Source organism: Indibacter alkaliphilus LW1 (assembly GCF_000295935.2).
In the GTDB taxonomy this organism is placed as follows: domain Bacteria; phylum Bacteroidota; class Bacteroidia; order Cytophagales; family Cyclobacteriaceae; genus Indibacter; species Indibacter alkaliphilus.
Genome location: NZ_ALWO02000038.1, coordinates 29682 through 55761, shown reverse-complemented (window position 1 = coordinate 55761; position 26080 = coordinate 29682). Strand labels below are relative to the sequence as shown.

17 protein-coding genes and 1 tRNA gene are annotated in these 26080 nt (G+C 39.1%); 17 read left to right on the top strand and 1 reads right to left on the bottom strand.

Annotated elements, in window-relative coordinates; translation table 11 throughout:
• The first annotated feature begins 35 nt into the window (after nt 1-35).
• From A33Q_RS21625 to A33Q_RS14905, 9 genes are all read left to right on the top strand, one after another.
• Nucleotides 36-4439, top strand: coding sequence for a PAS domain S-box protein (locus A33Q_RS21625; protein WP_016255339.1), 4404 nt, complete (start codon nt 36-38; stop codon nt 4437-4439).
• Complete coding sequence (locus A33Q_RS21620) at nt 4436-5785, top strand: sensor histidine kinase (RefSeq protein ID WP_009035289.1); 1350 nt, start codon at nt 4436-4438, stop codon at nt 5783-5785. Before A33Q_RS21625 ends, A33Q_RS21620 begins: the two co-directional genes overlap by 4 nt.
• A gap of 24 nt (nt 5786-5809) precedes the next feature.
• On the top strand, nt 5810-6211 hold the full coding sequence (locus tag A33Q_RS14930) for a response regulator (RefSeq protein ID WP_009035290.1): 402 nt from the start codon (nt 5810-5812) through the stop codon (nt 6209-6211).
• A gap of 43 nt (nt 6212-6254) precedes the next feature.
• Nucleotides 6255-7424, top strand: coding sequence for an MFS transporter (locus tag A33Q_RS14925; protein ID WP_009035291.1), 1170 nt, complete (start codon nt 6255-6257; stop codon nt 7422-7424).
• Between the two features lie 111 nt (nt 7425-7535).
• On the top strand, nt 7536-8417 hold the full coding sequence (locus A33Q_RS21615) for a sensor histidine kinase (protein ID WP_009035292.1): 882 nt from the start codon (nt 7536-7538) through the stop codon (nt 8415-8417).
• Nucleotides 8418-8436: 19 nt separating this feature from the next.
• Entirely contained in the window at nt 8437-8877 is a 441-nt protein-coding gene (locus A33Q_RS21610) for a sensor histidine kinase (RefSeq protein ID WP_009035293.1), read from the top strand.
• Nucleotides 8878-8989: 112 nt separating this feature from the next.
• Complete coding sequence (locus A33Q_RS21605; protein ID WP_009035294.1) at nt 8990-14176, top strand: PAS domain S-box protein; 5187 nt, start codon at nt 8990-8992, stop codon at nt 14174-14176.
• A 17-nt stretch (nt 14177-14193) separates the two neighbouring features.
• The gene (locus A33Q_RS14910; RefSeq protein ID WP_009035295.1) at nt 14194-14625 is read left to right on the top strand and encodes a response regulator; all 432 of its coding nucleotides are present in this window, start codon (nt 14194-14196) and stop codon (nt 14623-14625) included.
• Between the two features lie 5 nt (nt 14626-14630).
• Entirely contained in the window at nt 14631-15665 is a 1035-nt protein-coding gene (locus tag A33Q_RS14905; protein WP_009035296.1) for a PAS domain S-box protein, read from the top strand.
• Between the two features lie 64 nt (nt 15666-15729).
• On the opposite strand, the gene A33Q_RS14900 is transcribed toward A33Q_RS14905, so the two are convergent.
• The gene (locus A33Q_RS14900; RefSeq protein ID WP_009035297.1) at nt 15730-16860 is read right to left on the bottom strand and encodes a Gfo/Idh/MocA family protein; all 1131 of its coding nucleotides are present in this window, start codon (nt 16858-16860) and stop codon (nt 15730-15732) included.
• Nucleotides 16861-17398: 538 nt separating this feature from the next.
• On the opposite strand from A33Q_RS14900, the gene A33Q_RS21600 reads away from it, so the two are divergent.
• The 8 genes from A33Q_RS21600 to A33Q_RS14860 all read left to right on the top strand — a co-directional run bounded on the left by A33Q_RS21600 (nt 17399) and on the right by A33Q_RS14860 (nt 26070).
• The gene (locus A33Q_RS21600; RefSeq protein ID WP_016255337.1) at nt 17399-19240 is read left to right on the top strand and encodes an ATP-binding protein; all 1842 of its coding nucleotides are present in this window, start codon (nt 17399-17401) and stop codon (nt 19238-19240) included.
• Nucleotides 19241-19388: 148 nt separating this feature from the next.
• On the top strand, nt 19389-19622 hold the full coding sequence (locus tag A33Q_RS14890; RefSeq protein WP_009035299.1) for a hypothetical protein: 234 nt from the start codon (nt 19389-19391) through the stop codon (nt 19620-19622).
• A gap of 128 nt (nt 19623-19750) precedes the next feature.
• The gene (locus A33Q_RS14885; protein ID WP_009035300.1) at nt 19751-20836 is read left to right on the top strand and encodes an MBL fold metallo-hydrolase; all 1086 of its coding nucleotides are present in this window, start codon (nt 19751-19753) and stop codon (nt 20834-20836) included.
• A gap of 213 nt (nt 20837-21049) precedes the next feature.
• Complete coding sequence (locus A33Q_RS14880) at nt 21050-21763, top strand: HAD family hydrolase (RefSeq protein WP_040490527.1); 714 nt, start codon at nt 21050-21052, stop codon at nt 21761-21763.
• A gap of 73 nt (nt 21764-21836) precedes the next feature.
• Nucleotides 21837-22574 (top strand): ThuA domain-containing protein, encoded by a 738-nt coding sequence (locus A33Q_RS14875; protein ID WP_009035302.1) that lies wholly within the window; start codon nt 21837-21839, stop codon nt 22572-22574.
• The gene (locus tag A33Q_RS14870) at nt 22510-24174 is read left to right on the top strand and encodes a PQQ-dependent sugar dehydrogenase (RefSeq protein ID WP_235062808.1); all 1665 of its coding nucleotides are present in this window, start codon (nt 22510-22512) and stop codon (nt 24172-24174) included. The genes A33Q_RS14875 and A33Q_RS14870 overlap by 65 nt, the downstream gene beginning before the upstream one ends.
• Nucleotides 24175-24438: 264 nt before the next feature.
• Nucleotides 24439-24512 (top strand) — tRNA-Pro (locus A33Q_RS14865).
• A 301-nt stretch (nt 24513-24813) separates the two neighbouring features.
• Nucleotides 24814-26070, top strand: a complete 1257-nt coding sequence (locus A33Q_RS14860; RefSeq protein ID WP_009035304.1) for a site-specific integrase — start codon at nt 24814-24816, stop codon at nt 26068-26070.
• The last annotated feature ends 10 nt before the right edge of the window (nt 26071-26080 follow it).

Here is a 26080-nt window from a genome sequence, read left to right as displayed (position 1 = left end):
TAGGTAATACAAAAACCCAAAGCAAAGCCCCCACTATGATAAGATGGAGCGACATTCCGAAATTTCTCACCATCATTTTCTCATCCCCGGAAGATATTGACAGTCTTCAGAAATTTATTCTTTCACTGAAAAAGCATTCCAATAAATATATTTTTCTGGATATGCCATTGCAGGAAAGTTCTAGTAAAAATCTTTCAGAAGCTTTAGAATCCAAAAGCTCACTTCAATTGGTAGAGTATAGGGAAAACGACTCCATCTGTGAAGGCAAAATTTATTTTGCAACTGATTCATACATCAAAACCAAAAATAAAAACAGCCTTACTGAGCTCCTTTTAGAAACAAAAACACATTTGGGACTTGATGCCCCTTTCCATATTATTGGAATTATCTTATCAGGAAATAGCAGCAACATTGTCCCTACAATCACCGCTCTTAAAGAAAAGTCTGCATACATTCTAGTTCAGGAACCTGAAACCAGTACCATTCCCCATAGTCCGGAATTGATCATTGGAAAAGGACTCTCAGATGCAGTATTAGAGCTCGATGAAATCCCCTCATTTCTGAAAAAACTTACACAAGGGAAAATAAAGCTTCCTGAATCACACAAGATAGATATAGCATTCAGCCAACAATTGATTGAAAACCTACAGGGGATTTTCTTCTTATTCAACAAAGAGGGAAAGATGCTCCTTTGGAATAAAGCAGTAAAAGAAGTTACCCAATACACGGATAAAGAAATTTCTGAAATGCATCCGGTTGATTTTTTCCCTGATGCGGAAAGAGAAATGATACAACAGAAAATCAAAGAAGCATTTGAAACAGGCAGTGCAAGTGTGGAGGCTAACATTAAGAATAAAGCCAATAATTTGACAACTTTTTTATTTAAAGCTTCCTATGCCTTTTTCCAAAATGAACCATGTCTTTACGGAATAGGCATTGACATCAGCATACAAAAAGAGAGTTTGTTTGAGATCAACATGATGCTCAACAATACAGATGAAGCCTTTATCCTTACTGACGAGTCCTTGAAAATCATCTCATTCAATAAAAAATTTGCAGATAAAAGCACAGAACTGTATGGGAAGAAAGTGGAGAAATTTGACAGTCTCTTGGACTATGCCACAGAAGAAGAAAAACAAAGTTTAGTGGACATTCACAAACAGGTATTGCAAGGGGAAAGCATTACTGTGGAATTTGAACTGCAAAGAGGCAAAGGAAGAAAATCCGTCTATGAATTCACACACAAACCTGCAAAAAACGAAAAAGGGAAAATTCTTGGCGTTTTTATTTCAGCAAAAGACATCACTTCCGAAAAGCAATCCAAACTCAAGTTGGAGGAAAGCGAAAGAAAGCTGCATACATTGGTCAGGGAAGGCTCAGATCTGATTGCTATTCTGGATGCTCAGGGCAAGTACAAGTTCACCAGCCCCAACCATTTACAATACTTGGGATATACTGAGCAAGAATTGTTGGACACCTCCGCATTTGAATTGATTCATCCGGATGATTTGGAAGAAATCAAATTCAAATTTCAAAGCTTACTATCTAAGCAACGCGTCACTACACACCCTTATCGTGTCAAACACAAAGAGTTTGGCTGGCGATGGGTGCAGAGTACAGCCAATTACCTGATAGATGACCCTGCCATTCAAGGTGCATTGATCAACAGTACCGATATTACTGATTTGGTCAATATTCAGAAAAAACTGGAAGCCGGAAACGAGCTCTTCCATTATGTTCAAAAAGCAAGTAATGATGCCATTTTCGATTGGGATATAGTCAAGGATGAATTTGAATGGAGTGAAAGCTTCACCCGTGTTTTTGGCCATGATTTTCAACTCAAAAGATTCAGGCTGGAGGATTGGATATCCTTTATTCACCCTATAGATGCTGCTAAAGAAAAGAACCGTTGGGATCAATTTCTGGCAGATAAAGAGCTGTTTCAATGGATAAACGAATTCAGATTTAAAGACTCAAAAGGGGATTACCTTTATGTCGAAGAAGTTGCCTACCTGCTTAGGGATGAATCAGGAAAACCCAAACGGATGATAGGTTCTCTGAGGGATATTTCACACCAAAAGCAGGAAATCATGCGAAACAAACTGCTTTCTGATATTGGCATAATCTTTAAAAAAAATGACAAAACCACTTCAGCCTTAAAGGAAACTTTAACGTATTTGGCTGAGGTATATGAGGCTGAACTGGCAGAGGTGTGGATGGTCCCTTCCCATAAAAAGTACATACGTCTCTATCAATACCTGGAGAATTCCGAAGAGACCAGAAAATTCTATATATCAGAAAAATCCAGAAATAAATTTGAACCGGGTGAAGGGATACCCGGAAAAGTGTGGAAATCACAAATTGCCATTTCATGGAATATTGAAGAACAGCCGGAATTATTTGTCCGGACTTTTGGAAACGAGCATTTAAAATTGATTTCCGCGATCTGTATTCCCTTGTTTTACAATGTTGAAGTGGTAGGAGTTTTGTTGCTTGGAAATAAAAATCCGGAGCAGCAGAAAATCTATTACAAACTCTACCTGAAGCCCTTGGAAGAATTTTTGGGAGCAGAAATAAAAAAGAAACAGCAAGAGGAAGAACTCAACCAATTTTTTGAAAATGCCCCGGATTTATTGGCCGTGGCAGATAAAAACGGAAAGTTCAGAAAAGTAAATCCTGCCTTCACAAAATTACTGGGATATACAGCAGAGGAACTGACAACCCGTCCATTTGTGGATTTTCTTCACCCTGATGATTTAAGGAGTACAAATAAAGAATATAGAGAGACTGTATCAGGTCTAAGAAAAGCAGAAAACTTCATCAATCGGTATAGAACAATCTCAGGAGATTATAAATGGATTTCATGGAAGTCTTCAGAGCCATTTGGAGAAGAAAGCTTTGTTTATGCCTTTGGCAGAGATGTGACTGACAGAATCAAACTCAACATTTTATTGGAGAATGCAAATCAGCTTGCTCAGTTGGGAGGCTGGGAATTAAACCTTGAAAACAACTCCGTTTACTGGTCAAAAATCACCCGAAGTCTCCATGAAGTCCCAAGCGATTTTATCCCGGACATTGAAACAGGTTATAAATTCTATAAAGAAGGCTTTTCCAGAGAACAGATCCAAAAAGCTATTGAAGCATGCATTTCTAAAGGAACTCCATTTGACCTGGAATTAACCATCATTACCTATAAAGGCAATGAAAAATGGGTTCGTGTCATAGGCAAAGCTGAAAAAATTGGCGGAAAAGTAGTAAAGCTCTCAGGTAGCTTTCAGGATATTTCTGAAAGGAAAAATACCGAATTGGAATTGAAAAGGTCAAATGAGCGCTTCGAAAAAGCTTCTCTTGCTACTCAGGATGCTATTTGGGATTATGACCTGATAGAAAACAAACTCTATTGGACCCAAGGATATCAAACTCTCTTCGGATACAATTTACCCGGTCAGAATGGAGGTGAAGGACTTAACGGTTGGTTGGATAAAATACATCCTAATTACCGTAAAAATGTACATGAAAGTCTTCAGCTGAGCCTTGAAGACCCCGAAGTGGAATTCTGGAAAACGGAATATAAGTACCAAAAGGCAGATGGCAATTATGCCGTTGTGGAAGATCGAGGACTTATCGTAAGAAATGAAAATGGTATAGCCATCAGAATGGTTGGAGCAATCTCGGACATCAGTCAAAGAAAAGACTACGAAAACTCTCTCCAGAAACTAAACAAAAGCCTTCAGAAGCAAGCCAAGGAACTGGAAATTTCGAATGCTGAACTGGAGCAATTTGCCTACATTGCATCACACGATCTGCAGGAACCACTTCGGATGGTCAGTAGCTTTCTGGGCCAGCTTGAAAAGAAATACAAACACGTCTTGGATGATAAAGCCAAGCAGTATATCCATTTTGCCGTGGATGGCTCCAAAAGGATGAGACAGATCATATTGGATCTTTTGGATTATTCCAGAGTTGGAAAGCATGATGATGACCACCAGGAGATCGACCTCAATGCATTGGTGGAAGAGGTATTTATGGTACACAGAAAAAGTATAGAGGATACATCAGCCGAGATTTCAATAGCTGACCTGCCCAAAATAAAAGGACCTAAAACACCAATCTTTCAGGTTTTTCATAACTTGATCAACAATGCTTTCAAATACTCAAAAGACGATATCCCACTTCTACTGAAAATTACAACGGAGGAGAAAGAAGATCATTGGGAGTTCTGCATCAAAGACAACGGAATTGGAATAGAAAAAGAGTATTATGACAGAATATTCATTATATTCCATAGACTTCATGGGAAGGAAAAATATCAAGGTACGGGTATGGGATTAAGCTTAGTCAAGAAAATCATTGAAACACTGAATGGAAAAATTTGGGTTGACTCCAAATATGGAGAAGGGACTGCGTTTTATTTTACTTTACCCAAAACCCCAAAATGAAAATTTGGAAAAGCTATACAGATCAAATCAGAAAAAATCTAGGCCTAAAAGATGTCAGCTTTGAGTCATCCATGGAATGGAGAACCATTCTGTTTTACTATATGCTGATTTTTATCATACCCTTATCCTTGATTGCCTATACACCCGGAGTTCTATTTGCCATCAAGGAAAAGTACCCCAGCGTAGTACTTGTAGATACTTTGGCCGTGTTTTCTCTTTTGATCGCTGGGTTTTGGCCATCATTGAAGTTATGGATCAGAAAATGGTTATTTATCGTTTGCTTTTATTTCATCGGCTTCACCTTGTTATTTTTGATTGGGCTTTCTGGACCAGGATTTTTATACATGCTTGCAGCCAGTTTTTTCAGCACCATACTTTTCCCGGTCAGATATGCATTTCACCCTGCCTTCGCCAATTTGGTACTGTGCATTCTTCTTGCTTTGTTGATCCCAATGGACATCATGCTCTGGAAAGATCAGGAATCTCATAATATCCCACAACTCGTTGCAGTAAGCTCAAACCTTGTTTTTTTGGGTTTCTTTGCTTCCGCCTTGTTTCCGAAAGTTTTTGATTTACTTGAAAAATCTATCAAAAACGAACAGCATTTAAAAAGGCTACTGAGCGAAAGAAATGATAAACTGAAAAGTGCCTTGGAAAATGTTGAAGCTAAAAATTCTGAATTGGAGTCTTTTGCTTATACTGCTTCCCATGATCTTCAGGAACCGCTTCGGATGATCACAGGCTTTCTTCATCAAATTGAGAAAAACTATCAGGCAGTTTTGGATGAAAAGGGCAGAAAATTCATTTTTTATGCCATAGACGGTGCTACAAGAATGAGGGAAATGATCGCCGCTCTCTTAGAATATTCCAGAGTTGGAAGGTTTGATGGGGAATTGAAGGAGATCGAGCTCAATGGCTTATTGGACCGCGTCCTGCTTTATTACAGTGAGACCATAGAACAAAAAGGCGCTTCAATCAGCATTCCAAAACTACCTACAATTAAAAGTTTTGAAAGCCCGATTTTCCAGATATTTACAAACTTGATAAGCAACGCACTCAAATATTCCCATAAAGACATCAAGCCTAACATCAAAATCAGCTACCTGGATAAAGGTGAATTTTGGGAATTTTCCGTAGCTGACAACGGGCTTGGCATAGCCCCTGAATTTCAGGAAAAGGTGTTCGGTCTTTTTCAGAAGCTCCATTCAAAAAGTGATTATGAAGGATCCGGAATTGGTCTTTCCATCGTGAAAAAATGTGTGGAAAATCTGGGCGGACAAATAATTCTGGAGTCCGATGTCCGAAATGGAAGCAAATTTTCTTTTACAATAACGAAGAATTTATGATATTGAGGGATCAAATAGTTCATTATGGGAGAAATCAACCTTCATATTCTATTAGCTGAAGATAATGAGGGAGATATATTGCTCACTTCGGAAATAATAGAGGACCATATGGCCAACTGTCCGCTCAGTGTAGTCAAAGACGGTGCTGCTGCACTTGATTTTTTGTATCACAAAGGCAAATATGAACATTCCATCAAGCCGGACTTGTTACTTTTGGACATCAATATGCCTAAAAAAAGCGGTTTGGAAGTGCTTGCTACCATTAAAAATGATCCTGAGCTGAGAACTATTCCCACAGCAATATTGACAACTTCCTCTTCCTACAATGACAAGTTGATGGCAAAGAAACACAATGCTGATTTTTATTTCACAAAGCCTTTGGAGGAAGAACACCTTAGATTGATTTTCGAAAAGCTACATTCCTGAAATTTTCTCTACTTTCACAACTTTGTAGCAAAGCCAAGATTCAATGAAAAGAATACTGCCCATCATTGTGCTTTCCCAATTCTTATGTACCTCGCTTTGGTTTGCCGGTAATGCAATCCTTCCCGATTTGGCTGCAGCCATGAGTCTGGATGAAAAATTCCTTGGAAACCTGACCTCCTCAGTCCAGTTTGGATTTATTGCCGGTACATTGATATTTGCCATTTTCACTATAGCAGATAAATTCCCTCCATCTTTGGTCTTCTTTTTAAGTTCATTGCTGGCTGCTGCCTTCAATTTCACTCTGGGTTTTGAAGGACTCTCTTCGGAATTTATTCTCCTTTCAAGGTTTGCAACAGGTTTCTTCTTGGCAGGAATTTATCCCGTTGGGATGAAAATCGCAGCAGATTACTTCCAAAAAGGCCTTGGAAAATCATTAGGCTTATTGGTAGGAGCATTGGTTTTAGGAACTGCCTTTCCCCATTTTATACGTTCTTACATCGGGGAAATGGACTGGACACTGGTGGTACAGCTTACATCTGGGCTCGCGGTATTTGGTGGACTTTTGATGTTGACCTTGGTACCAAATGGTCCCTTTCGAAGCAAAGGCCAAGCCATTGACCTTATCCTGTTTTTCAGGGTTTTTAAGGTCAAGAGCTTCCGTCAGGCGGCTTTTGGGTATTTTGGCCATATGTGGGAGCTCTATGCATTTTGGGCATTTGTCCCGGTTTTCCTTTCAGCTTATGGACTGAAGCAGGATATGAACTTTGATCTTTCTTTTTGGTCTTTTGTGATTATCGCTGTGGGAGGCTTAAGCTGTGCGCTTGGTGGAATGCTATCCTCCGCAATCAGGCCTCTTTTGATTTCACGAACAGCTCTGAGTCTTTCAGGAATTTGTTGCTTTATCTCCCCGATTTTCTTCCTTCAACCCTACCCATACATTTTGTTGATTTTTATGCTCTTCTGGGGAATGGTGGTGACAGCAGATTCGCCCATGTTTTCCACTTTGGTTGCCCAGAATGTCCCACAGCACCAGAAAGGAACAGCCCTGACCATTGTCAACTGCGTAGGGTTTGGGATTACAATTGTAAGCATTCAGTTGCTTAATTTTATACATGCATTTGTACAAACTGAATTTTTGCTCATCATTTTGGGCTTGGGACCTTTATTCGGAACTTTTTTTATCTTCAAAAAGGAATTAAGCATTCGGAACTAACCCGGCCTTCTTTTTAAAATGAATCCTTCTCTATATATTCAGAGAAATATTTAGCGTATCATTTCGGATTTTTAAGATTTACAACAACTTTGGACTTAATAAATTTTAGACATGTCATTGTGGAAAGCCTATAAAAACAGAGTATTAAGGAATATTTTCAATGTAAGCAATCCGGACAAAAGTGTAACTTATTGGAAAAACCTACTTTTTACCAATACCATTATTTATACTTTACCATTTGCTACTATCGCCCTTGTCCCCGCTCTTATTTATAGTATAGCAGAACAGAATTACCTTTTAATGGGAATTGACCTCTTCTCACTTTCGATCATAGCCTTGATTGGTCTGATGAAAAATCTCTCGCTCAGTGTAAGAAAGTTCCTTTTTGTTTTCTGCATTTATTTCATCTCTATCAGCCTTTTGATTCTTTACGGTCCTTTGGGACCTGGTCTGTTGTTTCTTTTAGGAATTTGTTTTTTCTGTACCATCATTTACGAAAACAAAAATGCCTTCGTCCCCTCCATTATCAATTTGATCATCTGTATTATTGTTGCCTTATTGATCCCCTTGGAAATATTGTATTGGGGAGAATTAAACTATAACTCCACTCGCTGGATTGCCTTGAGTTCCAATTTGGTATTTTTAAGTTTTTTGTGTTCTGCGATGATCCCTTTGGTCTTCAATGGAATCGAACAAAGCCTGAATCAGGAAAAGAAAATCAGCAAGGAACTGGATTTCCAAAAAACAGAATTGCAGGAAGCACTTGTAGCATTGGAAACCAAGAATTACGAATTGGAATCTTTTGCCTACACAGCATCGCACGATCTTCAGGAACCTTTGAGGATGATTACTTCATTTCTTACCCAACTGGAAAGGAAATATTCCGGTAAACTTGACGAAAAAGCCCATCAATATATCTTTTTTGCGGTAGACGGAGCTAAAAGAATGAAATCTATCATCTTGGACTTACTGGAGTTTTCAAGGGTAAGGTAGAACGGATGTAGAAAAAGAAATGATTGATTTAAATGAGCTTTTACCTGAAGTATTAAAGTATCACCAAACAGAAATAGATGCCAAATCAGCAAAAATTGAATATATCAGCTTACCAACAATATTCATGTATAAGATTTCCATGGCTCAGATATTTCAAAACTTAATCGGAAATGCCCTCAAATATTCCAAAACAGATACTCCTCCTCTGATTCATGTTGCTTGTACTGAAAGTGAATCCTCCTATCAATTTTCTGTTTCGGATAATGGAATAGGTATTCACCCAGATTTTCATGAAAAGATTTTTGCACTTTTCCAGAGGCTCCACAATAAAAGTGAGTACTCCGGAACAGGCTTGGGATTATCCATTGTTCAAAAAATACTACAAAACAATAAAGGAAAAATATGGGTTGAATCAGAGGAAAATAAGGGGAGTACTTTTTATTTCACCTTACCAAAGTAATAATATTTGGCAATCATTTCATTTCTTAAAAGAATTGCTAATTTGGGATAAAATAAAGCCGAGGAAGCTTTTATAGTTGCCCAATACTAAATCATGAGACTTCTCATTCACCATGAACCCACCTGAGATCAAGCCTATTTTAAAAAACTTTAGAAAACTGAATATCATTGCAATTGGAGCATCAGCAGGAGGTTTGGAAGCACTTCAGGAATTTTTATCGCATTTACCACCTTTAGAAAATACTGCCATCATCATTGCGCAGCACCTTAGCCCCACGCATAAAAGTATGTTGGTTCAGTTACTCAGTAAAGGCACTTCACTTTCTGTGACTGAAGCAGAGCATGGCAAAATCCCTCAACCATTCACGGTTTACATTACCCCACCTGACAGCGAAATCACGCTCACCCAGACTGGCATGCAGCTCCAGAAACCGGAGTTTTCTTATGGACCAAAACCATCCGTAGATGTGCTGTTCAGGTCACTTGCTGAAGTAGAGTGCAATCATATAGTGGGCATAATACTTTCCGGAACAGGATCCGATGGCGCAGCGGGTGTTAAAAGCCTAAAGAATTCAGGAGCATATATCATCGCCCAAGAACCCGCCACTGCCAAATATGACGGGATGCCATTGGCAGCAATAGAAACAGGAATGGTCGATGCCGTACTTTCACCTATACGGATCGGCGAAGAGATTCTGGATTACTTCAATGATTCTCTTTCTGTGAAAAAAGCTCCTGACCAGGACAGCTTAACTGCAATAGGCAAAATCATGGGTATTCTCGGAAAGAATACCGGTACTGACTTCTCCAATTATAAGTCAGCCACGATCGGAAGGAGATTGGAGAAAAGAATGAATCATCTCCAGGTCAAAAATCTGGATGAGTATATCAAAGTCTTGGAAACTCATCCCAGAGAAGCTGAAGAAATGTTTAAAATGATTCTGATAGGAGTCACCAAATTTTTTAGAGATAAAGATGCTTTTCAAGCCTTAGAAGCCCATTTGGAAAAAATAATTTCCGGAAAGTCTCCACAGGATGCCATCAGAATTTGGGTACCAGGCTGCTCTACTGGAGAGGAAGCTTATTCTATAGCGATCTTACTCCAAAAGATTCTCAAAAACAGACTGAATCAATATAAAATCCAAATTTTCGCCACGGACATAGATAATAGGGCTGTCACTTTTGCCAGAAAAGGAATTTATCCGGCAGAGACGGTGGAAAATCTCCCAGAGGACATACTCGAAAGGTATTTTGTCAGAAATGGAGAAGGATACGAAATCATCAAATCCCTTCAGTCTTTGGTTTTGTTTTCCCGGCATGACCTGATCAAAAACCCTCCCTTTCTCAAGCTGGACCTGATCTCCTGTAGAAACCTCCTCATTTATTTCAATGCTGCCCTTCAGCAACAAGTAATCCCTATTTTTCATTATGCTCTGAATCAGGACGGTAACCTCTTTTTAGGAAAATCAGAAACTGTGGGCCAATTCAATGATCTATTTACCAGCATTGACCCTAAAAATAAAATCTACCGGAGAAAAAGAGGAGGAAACCTCCACACCATCAAATTCTCTGCATTCAAAGCCCAATCCCAAAACTTTCCTGCTGCAAAACCCAAAAAAGAAAACAAGGAACTGAGCATTTCAGAAATGGTCAAGGAGACCTTGTATAAGACTTATGAACACCCCTATGTGGTCGTCAACGAGAGCTTTGACATACAGGAGGTAGGTGGTGATGTCAGGTTATTTATGGGGCTGAGCTCAGGCAATATTCAGGTCAACCTGATCAAAATGATCAATCCAGAATTGCAGATTGAATTGAGGGCAGTACTCAACAAAGCCATCAATGACAGAATTGTCGTCAGGAGTCCGATCAAAAAATTCACCCTATTTGATCAGCCGTATTATGTTAGGCTGCATGTCAAGCCTTTGATTTCTTCCAACACCATGGAAGAGCTCTATTTGGTTACTTTTGAAAAACTGGATATAGAAGGCTTTTTGGCAAAAGGACAGGCTGTCAAGGAAGATGACATCATCAATCAGAGAATCGAAGAGTTGGAAAATGAACTGGCAGCGACCAAAGAACATTTACAGACCTACATAGAGGAAATTGAAACCAGCAACGAGGAATTACAATCTCTCAATGAGGAGCTTCAGAGTACCAATGAAGAACTGCAATCAAGCAATGAGGAATTGGAAACCAGCAATGAAGAACTTCAAAGTACCAATGAAGAAATCCAAATCACTTATGCAGAGCTGAAGTCTACCTACGAAGAGCTGGAGAAAAAAGAAAAGAACCTACAGGAAGCAGAGGCCAATAACATTGCTCTGCTTAACAATGACCTGCAGGCATTTGTCCTGGTAGATCCCTCTTACAGAATCATTAGGTTCAATGATCAGGCAAAACTGATTTTTGAAGAGTTGAGTGGAAAGCAAATCCAATCAGGAGAATCCATCGTGGACTATTTCCCTTCTGGAAAAGTCGAGGAATTTATAAGTAATTTTAAGCAAACATTAAAGGGAGAAAAATTTCAGGCAGAAAAAATATTTTTAGACAAAAACGGCATAAATAATTGGTTCAAAGCAAGTTACACACCTGTATTGTTTTCCGAAGGCAAAGTTAGGGGCATTTCTCTTTCCCTGCTCAACATCACAGAACTCAAAAAACAACAAACACAGCTAGACGCAGTTACTGAAAACCTCCCTTTAGCCATTTTTCAATATAAGCTCAACCCTGAAGGTAAGGACAAGGTTCTTTTCTTAAATGAGGGATCCAGAAAGTTGTGGGGACTCGAAGCCCAGGCCGCTATGGATGATACTTCCAAAATCTGGTCAAAAGTCTTAGAGGAAGATGCCACAGGCTTATCAGAAAGTATTCAGGCCTCCGCAAAATCTCTGTCAAACTGGAATTTTGAATGGAGGGTTATGCATCCCAAACTGGGGCTAAGATGGCATAGAGGATTCGGAAAACCTTCGAAACTGGACGATGATTCTGTAATCTGGAATACCATAGTACTTGACATCACGACAGAAAAGCTTTCCCAGCTAGCCTTAGAGAAAAGGGAGCAGGATTTCAAAAATTTATTTGACAACGTCAATAACCTCTCAGCTAAGGGTTTTGATAAAGATGGGAAAATCAAGTTTTGGAACAAGGCCAGTGAAAAGCTGTATGGATTTTCTGAAGAAGAGGTATTGGGTAAAAATATTTTCGACATCATTATTCCAAAGGAAAAGAGACAGGTTTTCGAGGAGGCCATGGGGCGGCTCATCAAGACAAAAAAATCACAACCCGCAGAAGAATTCAACTATATCCACAAAAATGGAGAGATTACACCGGTTTTATCCAACATTACTATTATCGAAACCTCGGTCGGGGAAAAAGAATTCTTTCTTTTTGACATTGATATAAGTCCACAAATCAAGATTAAAGAAGCCCTTAAAAAAAGTGAGGCAGAATTAAAAAAGATCCTGGACTCCTCCATGGATATGATCTGTACCATTGATTCACAGGGTAATTTCATCAAAGTAAGTAAAGCTTGTGAGTTGCTTTTGGGATATTCACCTGAGGAGCTGGAAGGCAAAGCCTTTATGAATTTTGTGGTAGAAGAAGACATTACCAAAACCGAAGAAGCTGCTGAAATGATCATGAAAGGAAATGCCTTTACTAATTTTGAGAACAGGTATAGAAGAAAAAATGGAGAATCAATCCCTTTTATCTGGTCTGCCAGGTGGGAGGATGACATACAAATGATGTTTTGTGTAGCCAAGGATGCCCGAGAGATCAAAAAAGCTGAGGAAAAAGTGAGAGCCTCGGAAGCACTGATGGCTGATGCCCAAAAATTGGCCAAAATGGGCAGCTGGAATTATGACTTTGAAAATGATGATTTGACTTGGACTGATGCCCTTTACAATGTCTATGGAGTGGATAAAGACAAGCTTGACAAAAAGCTCACCTCTTTTCTCCACATGGTAGTACCCGAAGACAAAGAAATGTATATCTCCACTGGGCAAGAGGCCAAAGAAAAAGGAAAGCCATTCCACATTGAATATGGTATTATTACTCCATCAGGAGAAAGAAGAATTTTGGAAGAATATGGCTATTGTGAAAAAAACAGGCAAGGCAAAGTCATTAGAATGTATGGTACAGTGCAGGATGTGACTGAAAGAAAAAAGATTGAAAAGAAAATCCAGGAAAGCAATCAGCGCTTCAAGCTGGCCACACAAGCTACCTCTGATGTGATTTGGGATTGGGATGTTAAGACAGGTGCAGTACTATGGGGTGAAAATTTCGCTTCTCTTTTCGGAGAAATTGAAGATTTGGCAGACATGAATCAAGTGCAACAAGTAAAACATAGACTGCATCCCTCGGAAATCAATGACCTCTTAAAAAGTGCAGAAAAGGCCCTTAAAAGCGATCAGACCAATTGGCGCTATGAGCACAGGTTTTTAAAAGCTGATGGCAAGTATATTTTCGTCTCCAACAAAGCTTTGATCATCAGAGATAAAAAAAACAAAGCCCTCCGGGTAATTGGTGCCATTCAGGATATCACCCAAAGAAAGGATTTTGAAAACTCTCTTGTACAACTGAACGAACAGCTGGAAAATCATGCAAAAGAACTGGCTCTTTCTAATTCAGAATTGGAGCAATTTGCCTACGTGGCTTCACATGACCTTCAGGAACCGCTGAGAATGGTTTCCAGTTTCCTCACCCAACTCGAAAAAAGGTACGAAGGAATCCTGGATGAGAAAGGGAAACAATACATTCATTATGCAGTCGATGGCGCCAGAAGAATGCGCAGCATCATTTTGGACCTACTGGATTTTTCAAGAGTGGGTAAACATGAGGATGAACTCAGCGAGATTGATTTAAATGAAATTGTGGAAGAAGTATGCCAGCTGTACAGACAAACCATTGAAGAGTCAAAAGCACAAATAAAAACCCATGATCTTCCCAAAATAAAAGGATACAAGACACCTATTCTACAACTCTTCCAAAACCTCATTGGTAATGGGCTGAAATACAGGAAAAACGACACTCCTCCTGAAATCAATGTAAAGTGTGTAGATAGAAATAATTGTTGGGAAATAGCCATACAAGACAATGGAATAGGGATAGAGTCTGATTTTTTTGAGAAAATATTTGTTATATTTCAACGTCTGCACCACAATAATCAATTTTCAGGCACAGGTATGGGCTTGGCCATTGTCAAAAAAATAGTAGACAATCTGGGAGGTAAAGTGTGGCTGGAGAGCATGCCAGGACTGGGGTCCACCTTCTACTTTACTTTACCAAAATCAATGTAAAAAAAGCTAACACACTTATGAAAAGGCCAATACATATCCTACTGGTTGAAGATAATGAGGGAGACATCCTGCTTACGAAAGAAGCAATGGATGAAAGAAAAATTTACAGTAAATTAAGCATTGCTAGGGATGGTCAGGAAGCTTTGGACTTTGTATATAAAAACAATCAGTTCAAGGACGCTGAAGAGCCGGATCTGATACTGCTTGACATCAACTTACCCAAAAGAAGTGGAAATGAAGTGCTTCAAACATTAAAATCAGATGATAAATATAAACATATCCCCATCTTGATGCTGACCACATCCTCTTCCAAAAAAGATATCATGACATCCTATCGGAACTATGCCAATAGCTTTATTACCAAACCCGTAGAGGTTGACCAATTTCAGGAAGCAATGGCTAGCGTAGAAGATTTCTGGCTTCAAACAGCAAGCCTTCCAAAAGCTTAAAAAAAATGAAAAAAGATGTTTTTAAGTATCAAATCCTTGTAATTGAAGACAATCTGGGAGATTTTTTACTTGTAGAAGATTATCTGCAAGAAATGATACTTGATCCAAACATCAAGCATTGCCAAAGCTTTAAAGAAGTCAAAAATCTATTTAAAGATAATCGAACTGATTGGGATGTCCTTCTCTTGGACCTCAGCTTGCCTGACCGGGAAGGAGAGAATCTGATTGAGGATATCCTAAAAATGGCAGGAGATATTCCCGTCATCGTTCTGACAGGATATACAGATGCAAATTTTGCTTTAAAAAGTCTGGCTTTGGGTGTTTCTGACTATTTGTTGAAAGACGAGCTCAACCCGACAACTATACACAAAGCAATCACTTATAACATTGAAAGACACAAAAACCTCAAGCGGATCCATTTATCTGAAAAACGTTACGCAGAACTATTTGAGCTTAGTCCCCAGCCCATGTGGGTTTTCGATGAGGAAACTTTCATGTTCTTGAAGGTCAATAAGGCTACAGAAAAAACTTATGGCTATTCCAAAGAGGAATTTTTAAAGATGGATATTTTTCAAATCCGAAGACCTGAGGAAACCAATCAAATCAAAGAAACGCTTGCCAAGACCGGGAACAAAGAACACAAAAGTGTTTTCATGGGTATCTATGAACACATTAAAAAAGATGGAAGTCCCATCTCGGTAGAAATACATTCCAATATCATTGACTTTGAAAGTAGGAAAGCAAGATTGATTGTAGCCAATGACATTACTCTGAAAATCACCTACCTGAAGGCAATTGAAGAACAGAATCAGAGACTACAGGAAATCGCATGGATTCAGTCGCACATAGTCAGGGCTCCACTTGCGAGGATGATGGGCCTGATTGACCTGATCAAACACAATAACCTAAGCGATGAGGAAAAGCATGAGTTTTTGGATCATGTGCTCAATTCGGCCATTGAATTGGATAATATCATCAGAGAAATTGTCAGCAAGGCCAATGAAATAGAAAGTAAAGACAGAAATAACCCCTTGACTTGAAAGCATATCAAAAAATTGGTCTGAGTTGCTACCCAGACCAATATTCTAAAACTTTATATTATTGTTAGGCAAGATCTAGCTTTACTTTTTGTCCTGATTTTACAGCTAACATGATGGCGTCTATGATTTTCATATCCTTCAAGCCCTCTTCACCATCAACCGGGATTTGTGGTTTGCTGTCATCATGGATGATTGCTGCCATTTGATCCATTTGTGTCGTTTGATGGGTAACATGAGGCAAGGTAATGTCTCCTTTATGGGACCAGGCTTTGATGGGGCCATATCCCGTAGAAGGTTGCATCTCTGCAAAACCCTTATCTCCGTTTAGAAAAAACTTGTCTAGGTAATTCATGCTGTAGGTAGACAGGCAGGACGCAATGGCCCCACTAGGAAATCCTAACTGAAATGTAATGGTTTCGTCCACTCCTTCTTTGAATTTCACGGGGTCAGTTTTGACTTCTTGAGCAGTCACCCAGATAGGCTCCTCTCCTACCATATATCTAGCGCCATTGATGGCATAAATTCCAATATCCATCATAGCTCCACCTCCAGCTAAGTCTTTGTCAAGGCGCCATTGGGTGGGATCACCGATTTTAAATCCGCTGAGTCCCTGAAAAAACTTCACATCTCCCAAGTCACCATTTTTTCGCATATTGACCACATTCAAAGTATTGGCTTCGAAGTGCATTCTGTAACCTATCAGCAATTTCACTCCTGCTTTGGCACAGGCATCTACCATTTCTTTGCCTTCTTTGGCATTGATGGACATGGGTTTTTCACAAATCACGTGTTTCCCCGCAGCAGCTACACGAAGACACTGCTCATGGTGTAGGGCATTTGGAGTAATGATATAAACCGCATCTATCTCTGAATTATCTTTGATTGCATCAAAGTTTTCGTAGTTATACCTGCTTCCATCAGGCACATTGTATGTTTCGCCCCAAGATTGGAGCTTGGATGGTGTACCTGAAATTAAGCCTGTGATTTTTGCCCTTTTGCAATCCTGCATGGCCTTGGCAACACGGTCGGCATAGCTTCCAAGTCCCATCAAGGCTACTTTAAGCACTGGACCGTCCTGAACTTGTGGAATGTAAACTGAGGGTGAAGACATTCCAAAAGCATCAGTGCTCATAGCAAAAGGCAAAATACCTGCTCCTACTGTCAGGTGTTGAATAAATTCTCTTCTGGTTCTCATGGTTTTTTAGGTTTTTAGGTTTTTATGAATAGGGTTAATTTTTTGTTAAAATGATAATTTAGAAAATTAAATAGGGGGAAAAAACAACTTGAATTTTCCCAGGTGCTCTCTCAAATAAATTCAATGTCTCAATATAAACATAATTGAAAACTATTTATCCAAGATGGAATACAATGGATAATTGATACGCGTAATTTTAAAGAAATGAGAAATTATAAACTCAAGGAATCTAACTCCAGTCCCTTCCAAAAGGATTAAAAAATACTCCCATACCCATGCATTTCTTAATTTAGAATCTCTATCTTGAATCCAAGAAACTCAAGCAAATATTTGATTGGGTATGAAAATTTAAAACATGCTTAGAGGAGGATTTAAACCATCCCGCAAAAAAGCGAAATGCTATTTTTTTGCTCTCTTGTCATTATGGATGACATGCATATTTGCTTTTGCTCAATCAGACCCCAAATTAGACAGCCTTAATCACCTCATTAACTCAAACACGGACAGGCAGGCCAGATTAGACAAAATATTTGAATTTTTGGATAAAAATACGGATGTAGCGATTACCATTTCCCTTGGCGATAGGGCTTTAGCCTTATCTGATTCGCTAAACAATCCCATTGCTAAAGCAATTGCTTTAGAGAAAATAGGCATGGCTTATAACTCTTATGGTGATCACCTAAAAGCCTCAGAAAAACTAAATGAAGCGATACTTATCTACCAAGGCATCAATGACCAAGATGGTATTTATACTGTAAAGCGTTCTTTGGGAGAAACATATAGGGCAGCAAGGAATTATGATTTATCCATGGAATATTTACAGGAATCTCTGGACTATTTTCTTGTGAAAAAAGACTCTGTCATGCTTTCTAGGATTTACAACAGAATGGCCGCTGTCATTTTTGAAGAAATATTTCTTGAAAGGGAAGGGCTGGGCATCAAAAGCGAGTTTCAATCTCCAGATACTGAGACTTACCTACTTTTTGAAAATGATCCTAAATGGAAAGTTTTGAAGGATTCTTTAATGAAATACATAGACTTGGCGAACGAAATGGCTCTGAAAAAAGACCGGTTTGACCTGGTAATTTCTACAGAGATCCTCCATGCTGCATTTTTCACCTATATCGGCCAGTTTGATCAAGCTGTGGGAAAGTTTGAAGAAATCCTTGACGTCATTGAGCTATTCGACCTGAGGGAAGACCTTCCTTTGGTTTTGTACAATCTTTCGATGCTCCATTTACCAAGTTATCTAGATCAACCCATGGTTGCAGAAAATTATGCTAAAATGGCCATTGAAGAATCCAAAAAGCTAAATATCAAATCCTATGAATACATGGGTAATAACATGCTTCATCAAGCTCAGGCTGCTCAGGGAAATTTTGAAATGGCTTACATAAGTTTGCTGGAAGTGATAGAAAATCTAAAGGTTTTCACATCCGATGAACTAGAGGTCAAACTCAGAACTCAGGAATACGAATACCAGCTCGGCCAAAACGAAATTGACCTGCGAAACAGAAGAAATCAGCTTTGGATTGTTTGGATTTCTACTTTTCTGATTATCCTCAGTTTCAGTTTTTTCATCTATCTGCTCAATAGAAGAAACAAAAAAAACAAACTTCTACTCCAAGAGCTGAATAGTAAGAGTGAGATGATCCTGCAACAAAACCAGGAACTCGAACAAATCAACGCAGAGAAAGACAAATTCTTCTCCATCATCGCTCATGACCTGAGGGGGCCTTATGCCAATGTAATCGGTATAAGTAAAATATTAATTGAAGAAGTGAAAAAGAAAAACTATGATGAAGTAGAAAAAATAGCCTCATTGATAGAAAACTCATCCAAAAAAGCCCTAGAACTTTTGAGCAACTTGATGCAGTGGTCCTTGTCACAGACCAAGCGGCTCAACTTTAATCCTGAAATCATACATCTCAATGACCTCGTCTCCAAAAATCTGGAGTTGTTCCAAGAAATGGCCCAACAAAAGAAAATCAAGCTGAATTCAGACATTGAAGTGGAAATCCAGGTATTTGCTGATCAGGATATGCTCAATACAGTCCTTAGGAATTTAATCACCAATGCACTGAAATTCACACGTCCTCATGGCAAAGTCTTGATTTCTGCAGGTTCCCGCGGCGAAGATATAATCGTGATGGTCAAAGACAATGGCATCGGTATGGATATCAAATACCTCAAGCAACTATTTCAACTTGATAAAATGACAGGAAGACCCGGTACCGAGGGCGAGCCGAGCAGTGGATTAGGCTTAATTTTATGTAAAGAATTTGTAGAAATAATGGGAGGGAAAATCTGGATTGAATCTCAGATAGAGAAAGGCTCCATCATTTACTTTTCCTTACCTTCCAGTCCCCTCAAATATTGATTGCTTTAAGCAAGCCCTATTTAAGATTTGGCACACACTGAAACTTTCTGATTTTCCTGACTTTCTTAATAAATCTTAATATAAACTAGGATTCACAACAATTTAAGGAAAACCGTCGTCATGTGTCTGAATCAATCTATCTTTTTCTATGAAAAACATCGCAGAGTTAAAAAAGGCAATATCAGTTTTTAGAGCTTATGGTATTACATTAACAGGTAAAAGAAAAACAGCAAACTTTTATGCAGAATTGGGCATGGAATGGGTTTTTGTAAACGGCCTGATCTACGAACTTGAACTGGAATTGAAAAGGGAAATTCTCGAAGAAAAAGCAAAAGAAATCCAAACTCCCTCTGAGGCAATTCAAACCCTTTTAAGTGCTTGATAAACTCTTCTTCCATTTCTAGGGTTAATTAGATTCTAATTAAGGCTGAAGCCATTGTTAAACCTCAGACAATACTTGCTTTCAAAAGTCTGATACTCCTTGTAGACTAAAACAGAAAGAAAAGACTGATGAAATTGAAATACACCTTCTTATTGGCTTTCACTTTGCCCCTTTTGATTTGGATAATGGCTGATACAAAAAAGAAAGTAGAAAAAAAATACACAGAGAATCATGAACTTAAAACTGTCAACCCCAGCCTTGACTGGAAAGGAACCCCTTTGGATGAGAATGGCAGGTTTGTAAATTTATTTCACCCATTTGAATCGAGCTTTGGGGATTTACTTAAATGGCAGACCAGTAAAAACCCATACAAAGAAGCCAAAGAAAATGAAACGAGGCAACTGGCAGTAAATTTCGATCCAAGCATAATTCAGGGAAAAGAGGATTACTTGATATGGTTGGGTCATGCCACATATCTTTTTAGAGTACAAGGAAAGACTTTTTTGACAGACCCCATTTTGATGGACAATACCTTCCTCAAAAGAGATAGTCCGCTACCATTTCCAATCGAAGAAATGCCCCATTTGGATTATATTTTACTCTCCCATAACCACAGGGATCATTGTGACAAAGCAAGTCTGAAGTTCCTGGCAGAGCACCATCCCCAGGCAAAGATCCTTACAGCCCTGGGAGTGTCAAAAGTGATCACTTCCTGGACGAACCCTCAGGAGATAGAAGAGGCAGGTTGGTTTCAACAATACACCAAACCAGATGCTGACATCAAAATCACTTTCGTGCCTTCCAGACATTGGTCGAGACGGTGGCTATGGGATGACAACAAAAGCCTCTGGGGAGGCTTTTATATCCAAACCGAAGAGAAGTCCATCTATTTTATGGGGGATTCAGGAAAAGGGCCACACTTCGAAGATATTAAAAACACCCTTGGTTCCCCGGATTATTGTTTGATGGGTGTGGGAGCATTCCGACCGGAGTGGTTTATGCATCAAGCACATATCAGCCCAACCTATGCCATTGAAGCATTCAATACACTGGGGGGAAGGTTTTTTATCCCCATGCACTATGGTACTTTTGACCTTTCTGATGAGCCTAGGATGGAACCTTGGGATATACTGATTGAAAACAGAGATGCTATCCAAGGATATTTGATAGAGCCGGTTATAGGTCAAAATCTCTTGTTTCCGAACTTAGATTAATTCATTTTTGAGCCAAAATTGAACCATTCATACACCTCAAGAGTAAACCATAAGCTTCTTCAAACAAACCACCTTGACTGATGAATACAAAATCAAATACAAACAGATGAAAACGAGCCTGCATACCGGACAGGGAAGCGACCCACACTGGGATGACTACAGTTGCGAGACTCTATAAGGCCACTGAAAAGACAATTATAAACAAATAAAAAAATTAAAACCATAGCTTTTGATGCTGATGACACGCTTTGGGTGAATGAACCTTATTTCAGAGAAGCAGAAGAGCGTTTTTGTGAACTTTTGAAAGCCTACTTACCCTATGAAGATGCCTATCAAGAATTGTATAAAACTGAAGTAAACAACCTTCCATTGTATGGATACGGTGTAAAAGGATTTACCCTAAGTATGATAGAAGCCATCATGAATATCACCAACAACAAGGGGGATCTCAAGCTTGTAGAAGGTGCATTGGCGATAGGCCGGGAAATACTTGGAAAACCTGTGGAACTTTTGGAAGATGTGGAATCCACACTGAAATCATTGAATGGAGACTACAGGCTGGTGATGGCTACCAAAGGCGACTTGCTGGACCAAGAGAGGAAACTCCTTAAATCAGGTCTTGCCAAGTATTTTCACCACATAGAAATCATGAGCAATAAAAACAAGGAGGATTTCCAAAAATTGATCAATCATTTGGATTGTGCACCTGAGGAATTTATGATGGTAGGCAACTCCCTGAAATCTGATATTTTGCCGGTATTACAAATTGGAGGAAACGCCGTGTACGTCCCTTATCATATTACCTGGGAACACGAAAAAATTGATCATCATATCACACATGATCACTTTCATCAGGTAGAGACCATCAAGGAAATCTTGCCTTTTTTGAAAAGTCAAAGCTACCTAACTAAAGAAACTTTAAAATAACGGAAAGCGACTAACCATACCGTTGATCAATAAATATTTGGGGAGCTTCAGGATTTAGTTTAATTTTCTATTCATGAAGTTTCCTATTTATTTTCTATCATTCCTGATAAGCGTTAGTACCCTTCAGGCACAGAGGGTTCTGGTTTATACCCACAACGGAAAGGGTTATGTCCATGACAATATTGAAGCCAGCAATAAGGCATTGGCAGCATTTGGAAAGGAAAATGGATATGAAATCCTTTTCAGTGATGAACCTGACTTTTTTAATAAGGAGAATCTGGAAAAAATTTCCCTGATCATTTTCAACAACACCAATAATGAGGCTTTTTATACATCGGAACAAAGAAATGCATTTCGCTCTTTTATTGAAAATGGAGGAGCTTTTACCGGTATACATATCAGTACAGGGTCAGAGCGGGATTGGCCTTGGTTTTGGGAAATGCAAGGGGGTAAATTCAAAAGTCATCCCCAGTTTCAGGAATTTGAAATCAAGGTAATCGATCATTCACACCCTTCTACTTCTTTTATGGAAGATGTTTGGACTTGGGAAGATGAATGTTATTATTTTGATCAGCTCAACCCGGCCATCAATATCTTATTAGCTGCTGATTTAAGGACTATTGAGGATCCGGAAAAATCAACTTATCCAGGGACTGTTTTTGGAAATTACACTCCTATTGCCTGGTATCATCACTTCGGCAATTCCAGGGTTTTTTATACTGCTTTGGGACATGAAGCAGCACATTATGAAAATGTATTTTTCCGGAAGCATTTATTTGCCGGAATCAAATGGGCTTTGGGTGATGAATAGACTTCTGCCCATAATTTCAGTGATCTGTTGCCTTTCATGCAGCCTTCCCCAAGAAAAGGAAGTCGAAACTCCCGCCCTTGCCTACCTGAAGCTGGATGATTCCCTTTTGGAAATTTCAGAAATTGTAGGAGGTTTGGAAGTGCCTTGGGACATTGAAACGGCAGAAGAAGGCAAACTTTGGTTTACTGAACTAAGTGGCAAAATCTACCGGTTAGACCTACAAACTCAAGAAAAGGTCCTGATGCTGGAATTGCCAGACGTACTTTCCAAAAAATCCTATGGACTCTTGGGCATGACCATAGATCCCAAAAGTAAATCCGCATTTCTCCATTATACCTTTGCCGTACCCAAAGAAGGCATGGAAGAGGAAGTCAACTCCCGCCTTGTTAAGTATCAGATTTCAGGTAACTCACTGAAAAACCCACAAATTCTCATGGATAGCCTTCCCGGTGCAACATTTCACAATGGTTCAAGATTGCTTATCGGTCCGGATAAGAAACTTTACTTTTCTTTGGGTGATGTAGGCAAAACAGATTTAACTCAAAATAAAGATTTTTTAGGAGGGAAAATACTGCGTTTGAATCAAGACGGAAGTATTCCTCCTGAGAATCCTTATCCCAATAACCCTGTTTGGGCAATGGGTCTCAGAAATAGCCAGGGTCTTGTTTTTGGCCCAAATCAGCAACTATATGGTTCTGACCATGGCCCCTTGAATGACGATGAAGTTAATCTCCTGATCAAAGGCGGAAACTATGGTTGGCCAGATGTTCATGGATTTGCAGATTCTGAAAAGGAAAAAATATTTGCAGCGAAGCATCAAACCATTGACCCTCTTTTTGCCTGGACGCCTACAATAGCTACAGCTGGCATGGCCTATTTAGGAGAAAATATGATTCCTGAATGGGAAAACACCCTACTACTAGTTAGCCTGAAAGGACAATCTTTACGTGTTTTACATTTAAGTGCGGATGGCAAAGAAATCAAAGATGAAGGAATATTCTTACAAAAACATTTTGGAAGACTGCGGGATATAGCCCTGGCGAAAAATGGGGATATCTTTTTCGGTACAAGTAATAGAGATTGGCACCCTAGATTTCAGCCATGGATGTACGATAACCTACCAGATGGCCCGGACCGCATTTTAAGAATCCGAAAAATCTCAGATCCCTCTCAGATCGATCCCTCCCTCCCTGTTTTGGAAAGAGAAACTGAGGTGATACCACTAAAGGATGAAAACTGGAATTTTGAAGTACCAGATGGATTGGAAAATGGTGGAATACTCTACACCCAGCATTGCCTGACCTGTCATGGCCCCTATGGCAAAGGAGCAGCAGGGCTGATCCCTCCTTTGGAAGAAACGGAATGGGTCATAGGAGACAAAGGAAAATTGATCAGAGTCATGTTGTATGGACTCTCTGAACCAATCACTGTAAATGGAGAGCGCTATCATCAGGAAATGCCTGCATACAGTCACCTCAGTGATGAAGAAATAGCAGAGATTTTGACATTTATCAGAAACAGTTTTGGGAATAAGGCGTCTGCTGTGATTCCCGGGGAAGTCTACGAGGAAAGAAAATCAGGATTAAAATCAAAGCAATAAAAAATGCCGCAAAAAATAGCTGCGGCTGAAGTAAAGGTTTCCCAAAAGTTGTGTTCACCCCAAACTGACGGTGGTTGCCCATTTTCCGTCGTTCGATAGCATATCCGGCAACTACTAGATTGTTACCTCAGCTCTCTTAATATTTCACCTTCTTTTCAAAAAAAGAAAAATCAGTCTGAAAACCAGACAAATGCAGGCAAGTAAAATCAAAAGAGAAAGGAATTTTTGAAAATTGGGAGTGGCTTGTTAATTTCGGGCATCAAACGGGGTGTGGCGCAGTCCGGTAGCGTACACGTCTGGGGGGCGTGTGGTCGCAGGTTCAAATCCTGTCACCCCGACAAAATGGGTTTTCAAACCCCATCAAAAGCCTGTAAATCGTATGATTTACAGGCTTTTACGTTTTTTTTGCATATCAATGAAAAGCATAGAATTTCAAGAAAAATGAGAACTAAACGGTGACCTTTTTTTATACCTACATTTAGGTCACCAGAAAGCATTTAACGTATTGAATACCAATTAATTAGATGTATTAAAATTTGGTTCGTTTTGATTCATTTTGGTTCAGTTTTAGGGCTTTCTGGTGACCTATTTTAAGGTAATTAGAATAAAATGATTTAAAAACCTATAAATGAAATTGCTATGAGATCGACAAACACCTTTGGTATTCAGTTCATTATGCGTTTAAACAAAGCTAAAAACAATAAAGCCCCCATCTTTGTCAGGATTACAGTTGACGGGGACAGGAAAGAGATTTCCCTAAAAAGATGGATCAATGTGAATGATTGGAACAATCAAAAAGGTATGGCAAAAGGGACAAGAGAAGAAATTAAATCCCTAAACCATTACTTAGAATCAATAAAGGCCCAAATGGTAGAAAATTACCAAAAATTAAAAATTCAAAAGAAGTTGGTAACCGCTGACGCGATAAAAGATATGTTTTTGGGAATAGATGATAAGGAATATTCTCTCAAGAAATTAATGGAGTACCATAATGAAAAGTTCAAAGATAAACTTGCATGGGGTACAATGAAAAACTATCATACAACACAGAAGTATATTCTCAAATTTATAGAAAGCAACTTTAAGAGGTCTGAAATTTACCTTTCAGAACTTAGGTACAAATTTATAATTGACTTCGAGGTGTATCTACTCAATCATGTTCCTACAGATCACCAAAGAAGACTTACAAACAACGGCGCCATGAAACATTTGGAGCGACTTAAAAAAATGATTGCTTTTGCAGTCAAAATGGAATGGCTTAACAAAGACCCTTTCAGAAGATTCAAACTGAAATTCAAGAAAGTTGACCGAGGTTATTTGGATGAAAATGAACTCAAAGTCATGGAGCAAAAGCGATTTTCAATGGAAAGATTAAGCTATGTGAGAGATATTTTTGTATTCAGTTGTTATACCGGATTAGCATATATTGACATTATGAATCTAACCCCTGAGAATCTTTCGCAAGGATTGGATGGGGAATTCTGGATATCCACCAGTAGGCAGAAAACTGACACTCCTGTTAAGATTCCAGTTCTGCCAAAAGCATATGAGATTATTGAAAAATACCGAAACAGTCCAAGGTCAATAGAAAAGGGCAGCCTCTTACCGTCCATCAGCAACCAAAAACTTAACAGTTACCTTAAAGAGATTGCAGATGTCTGCGGCATCAAAAAAAACCTGACTTTCCATTTGGCAAGACATACTTTTGCAACGACAATAACACTGCTTAACGGTGTCCCTATTGAAACGGTAAGCAAAATGCTTGGCCACAATAAGATAGCCACTACTCAAATTTATGCCAGAGTGGTGGAACAGAAAGTAAGCCAGGACATGAAAATCCTGAAGGAAGTCCTTAACCTGAAAACCAAGTCTGAGAAAAAGCCTACTAATGGGTAAGAAAAACTCC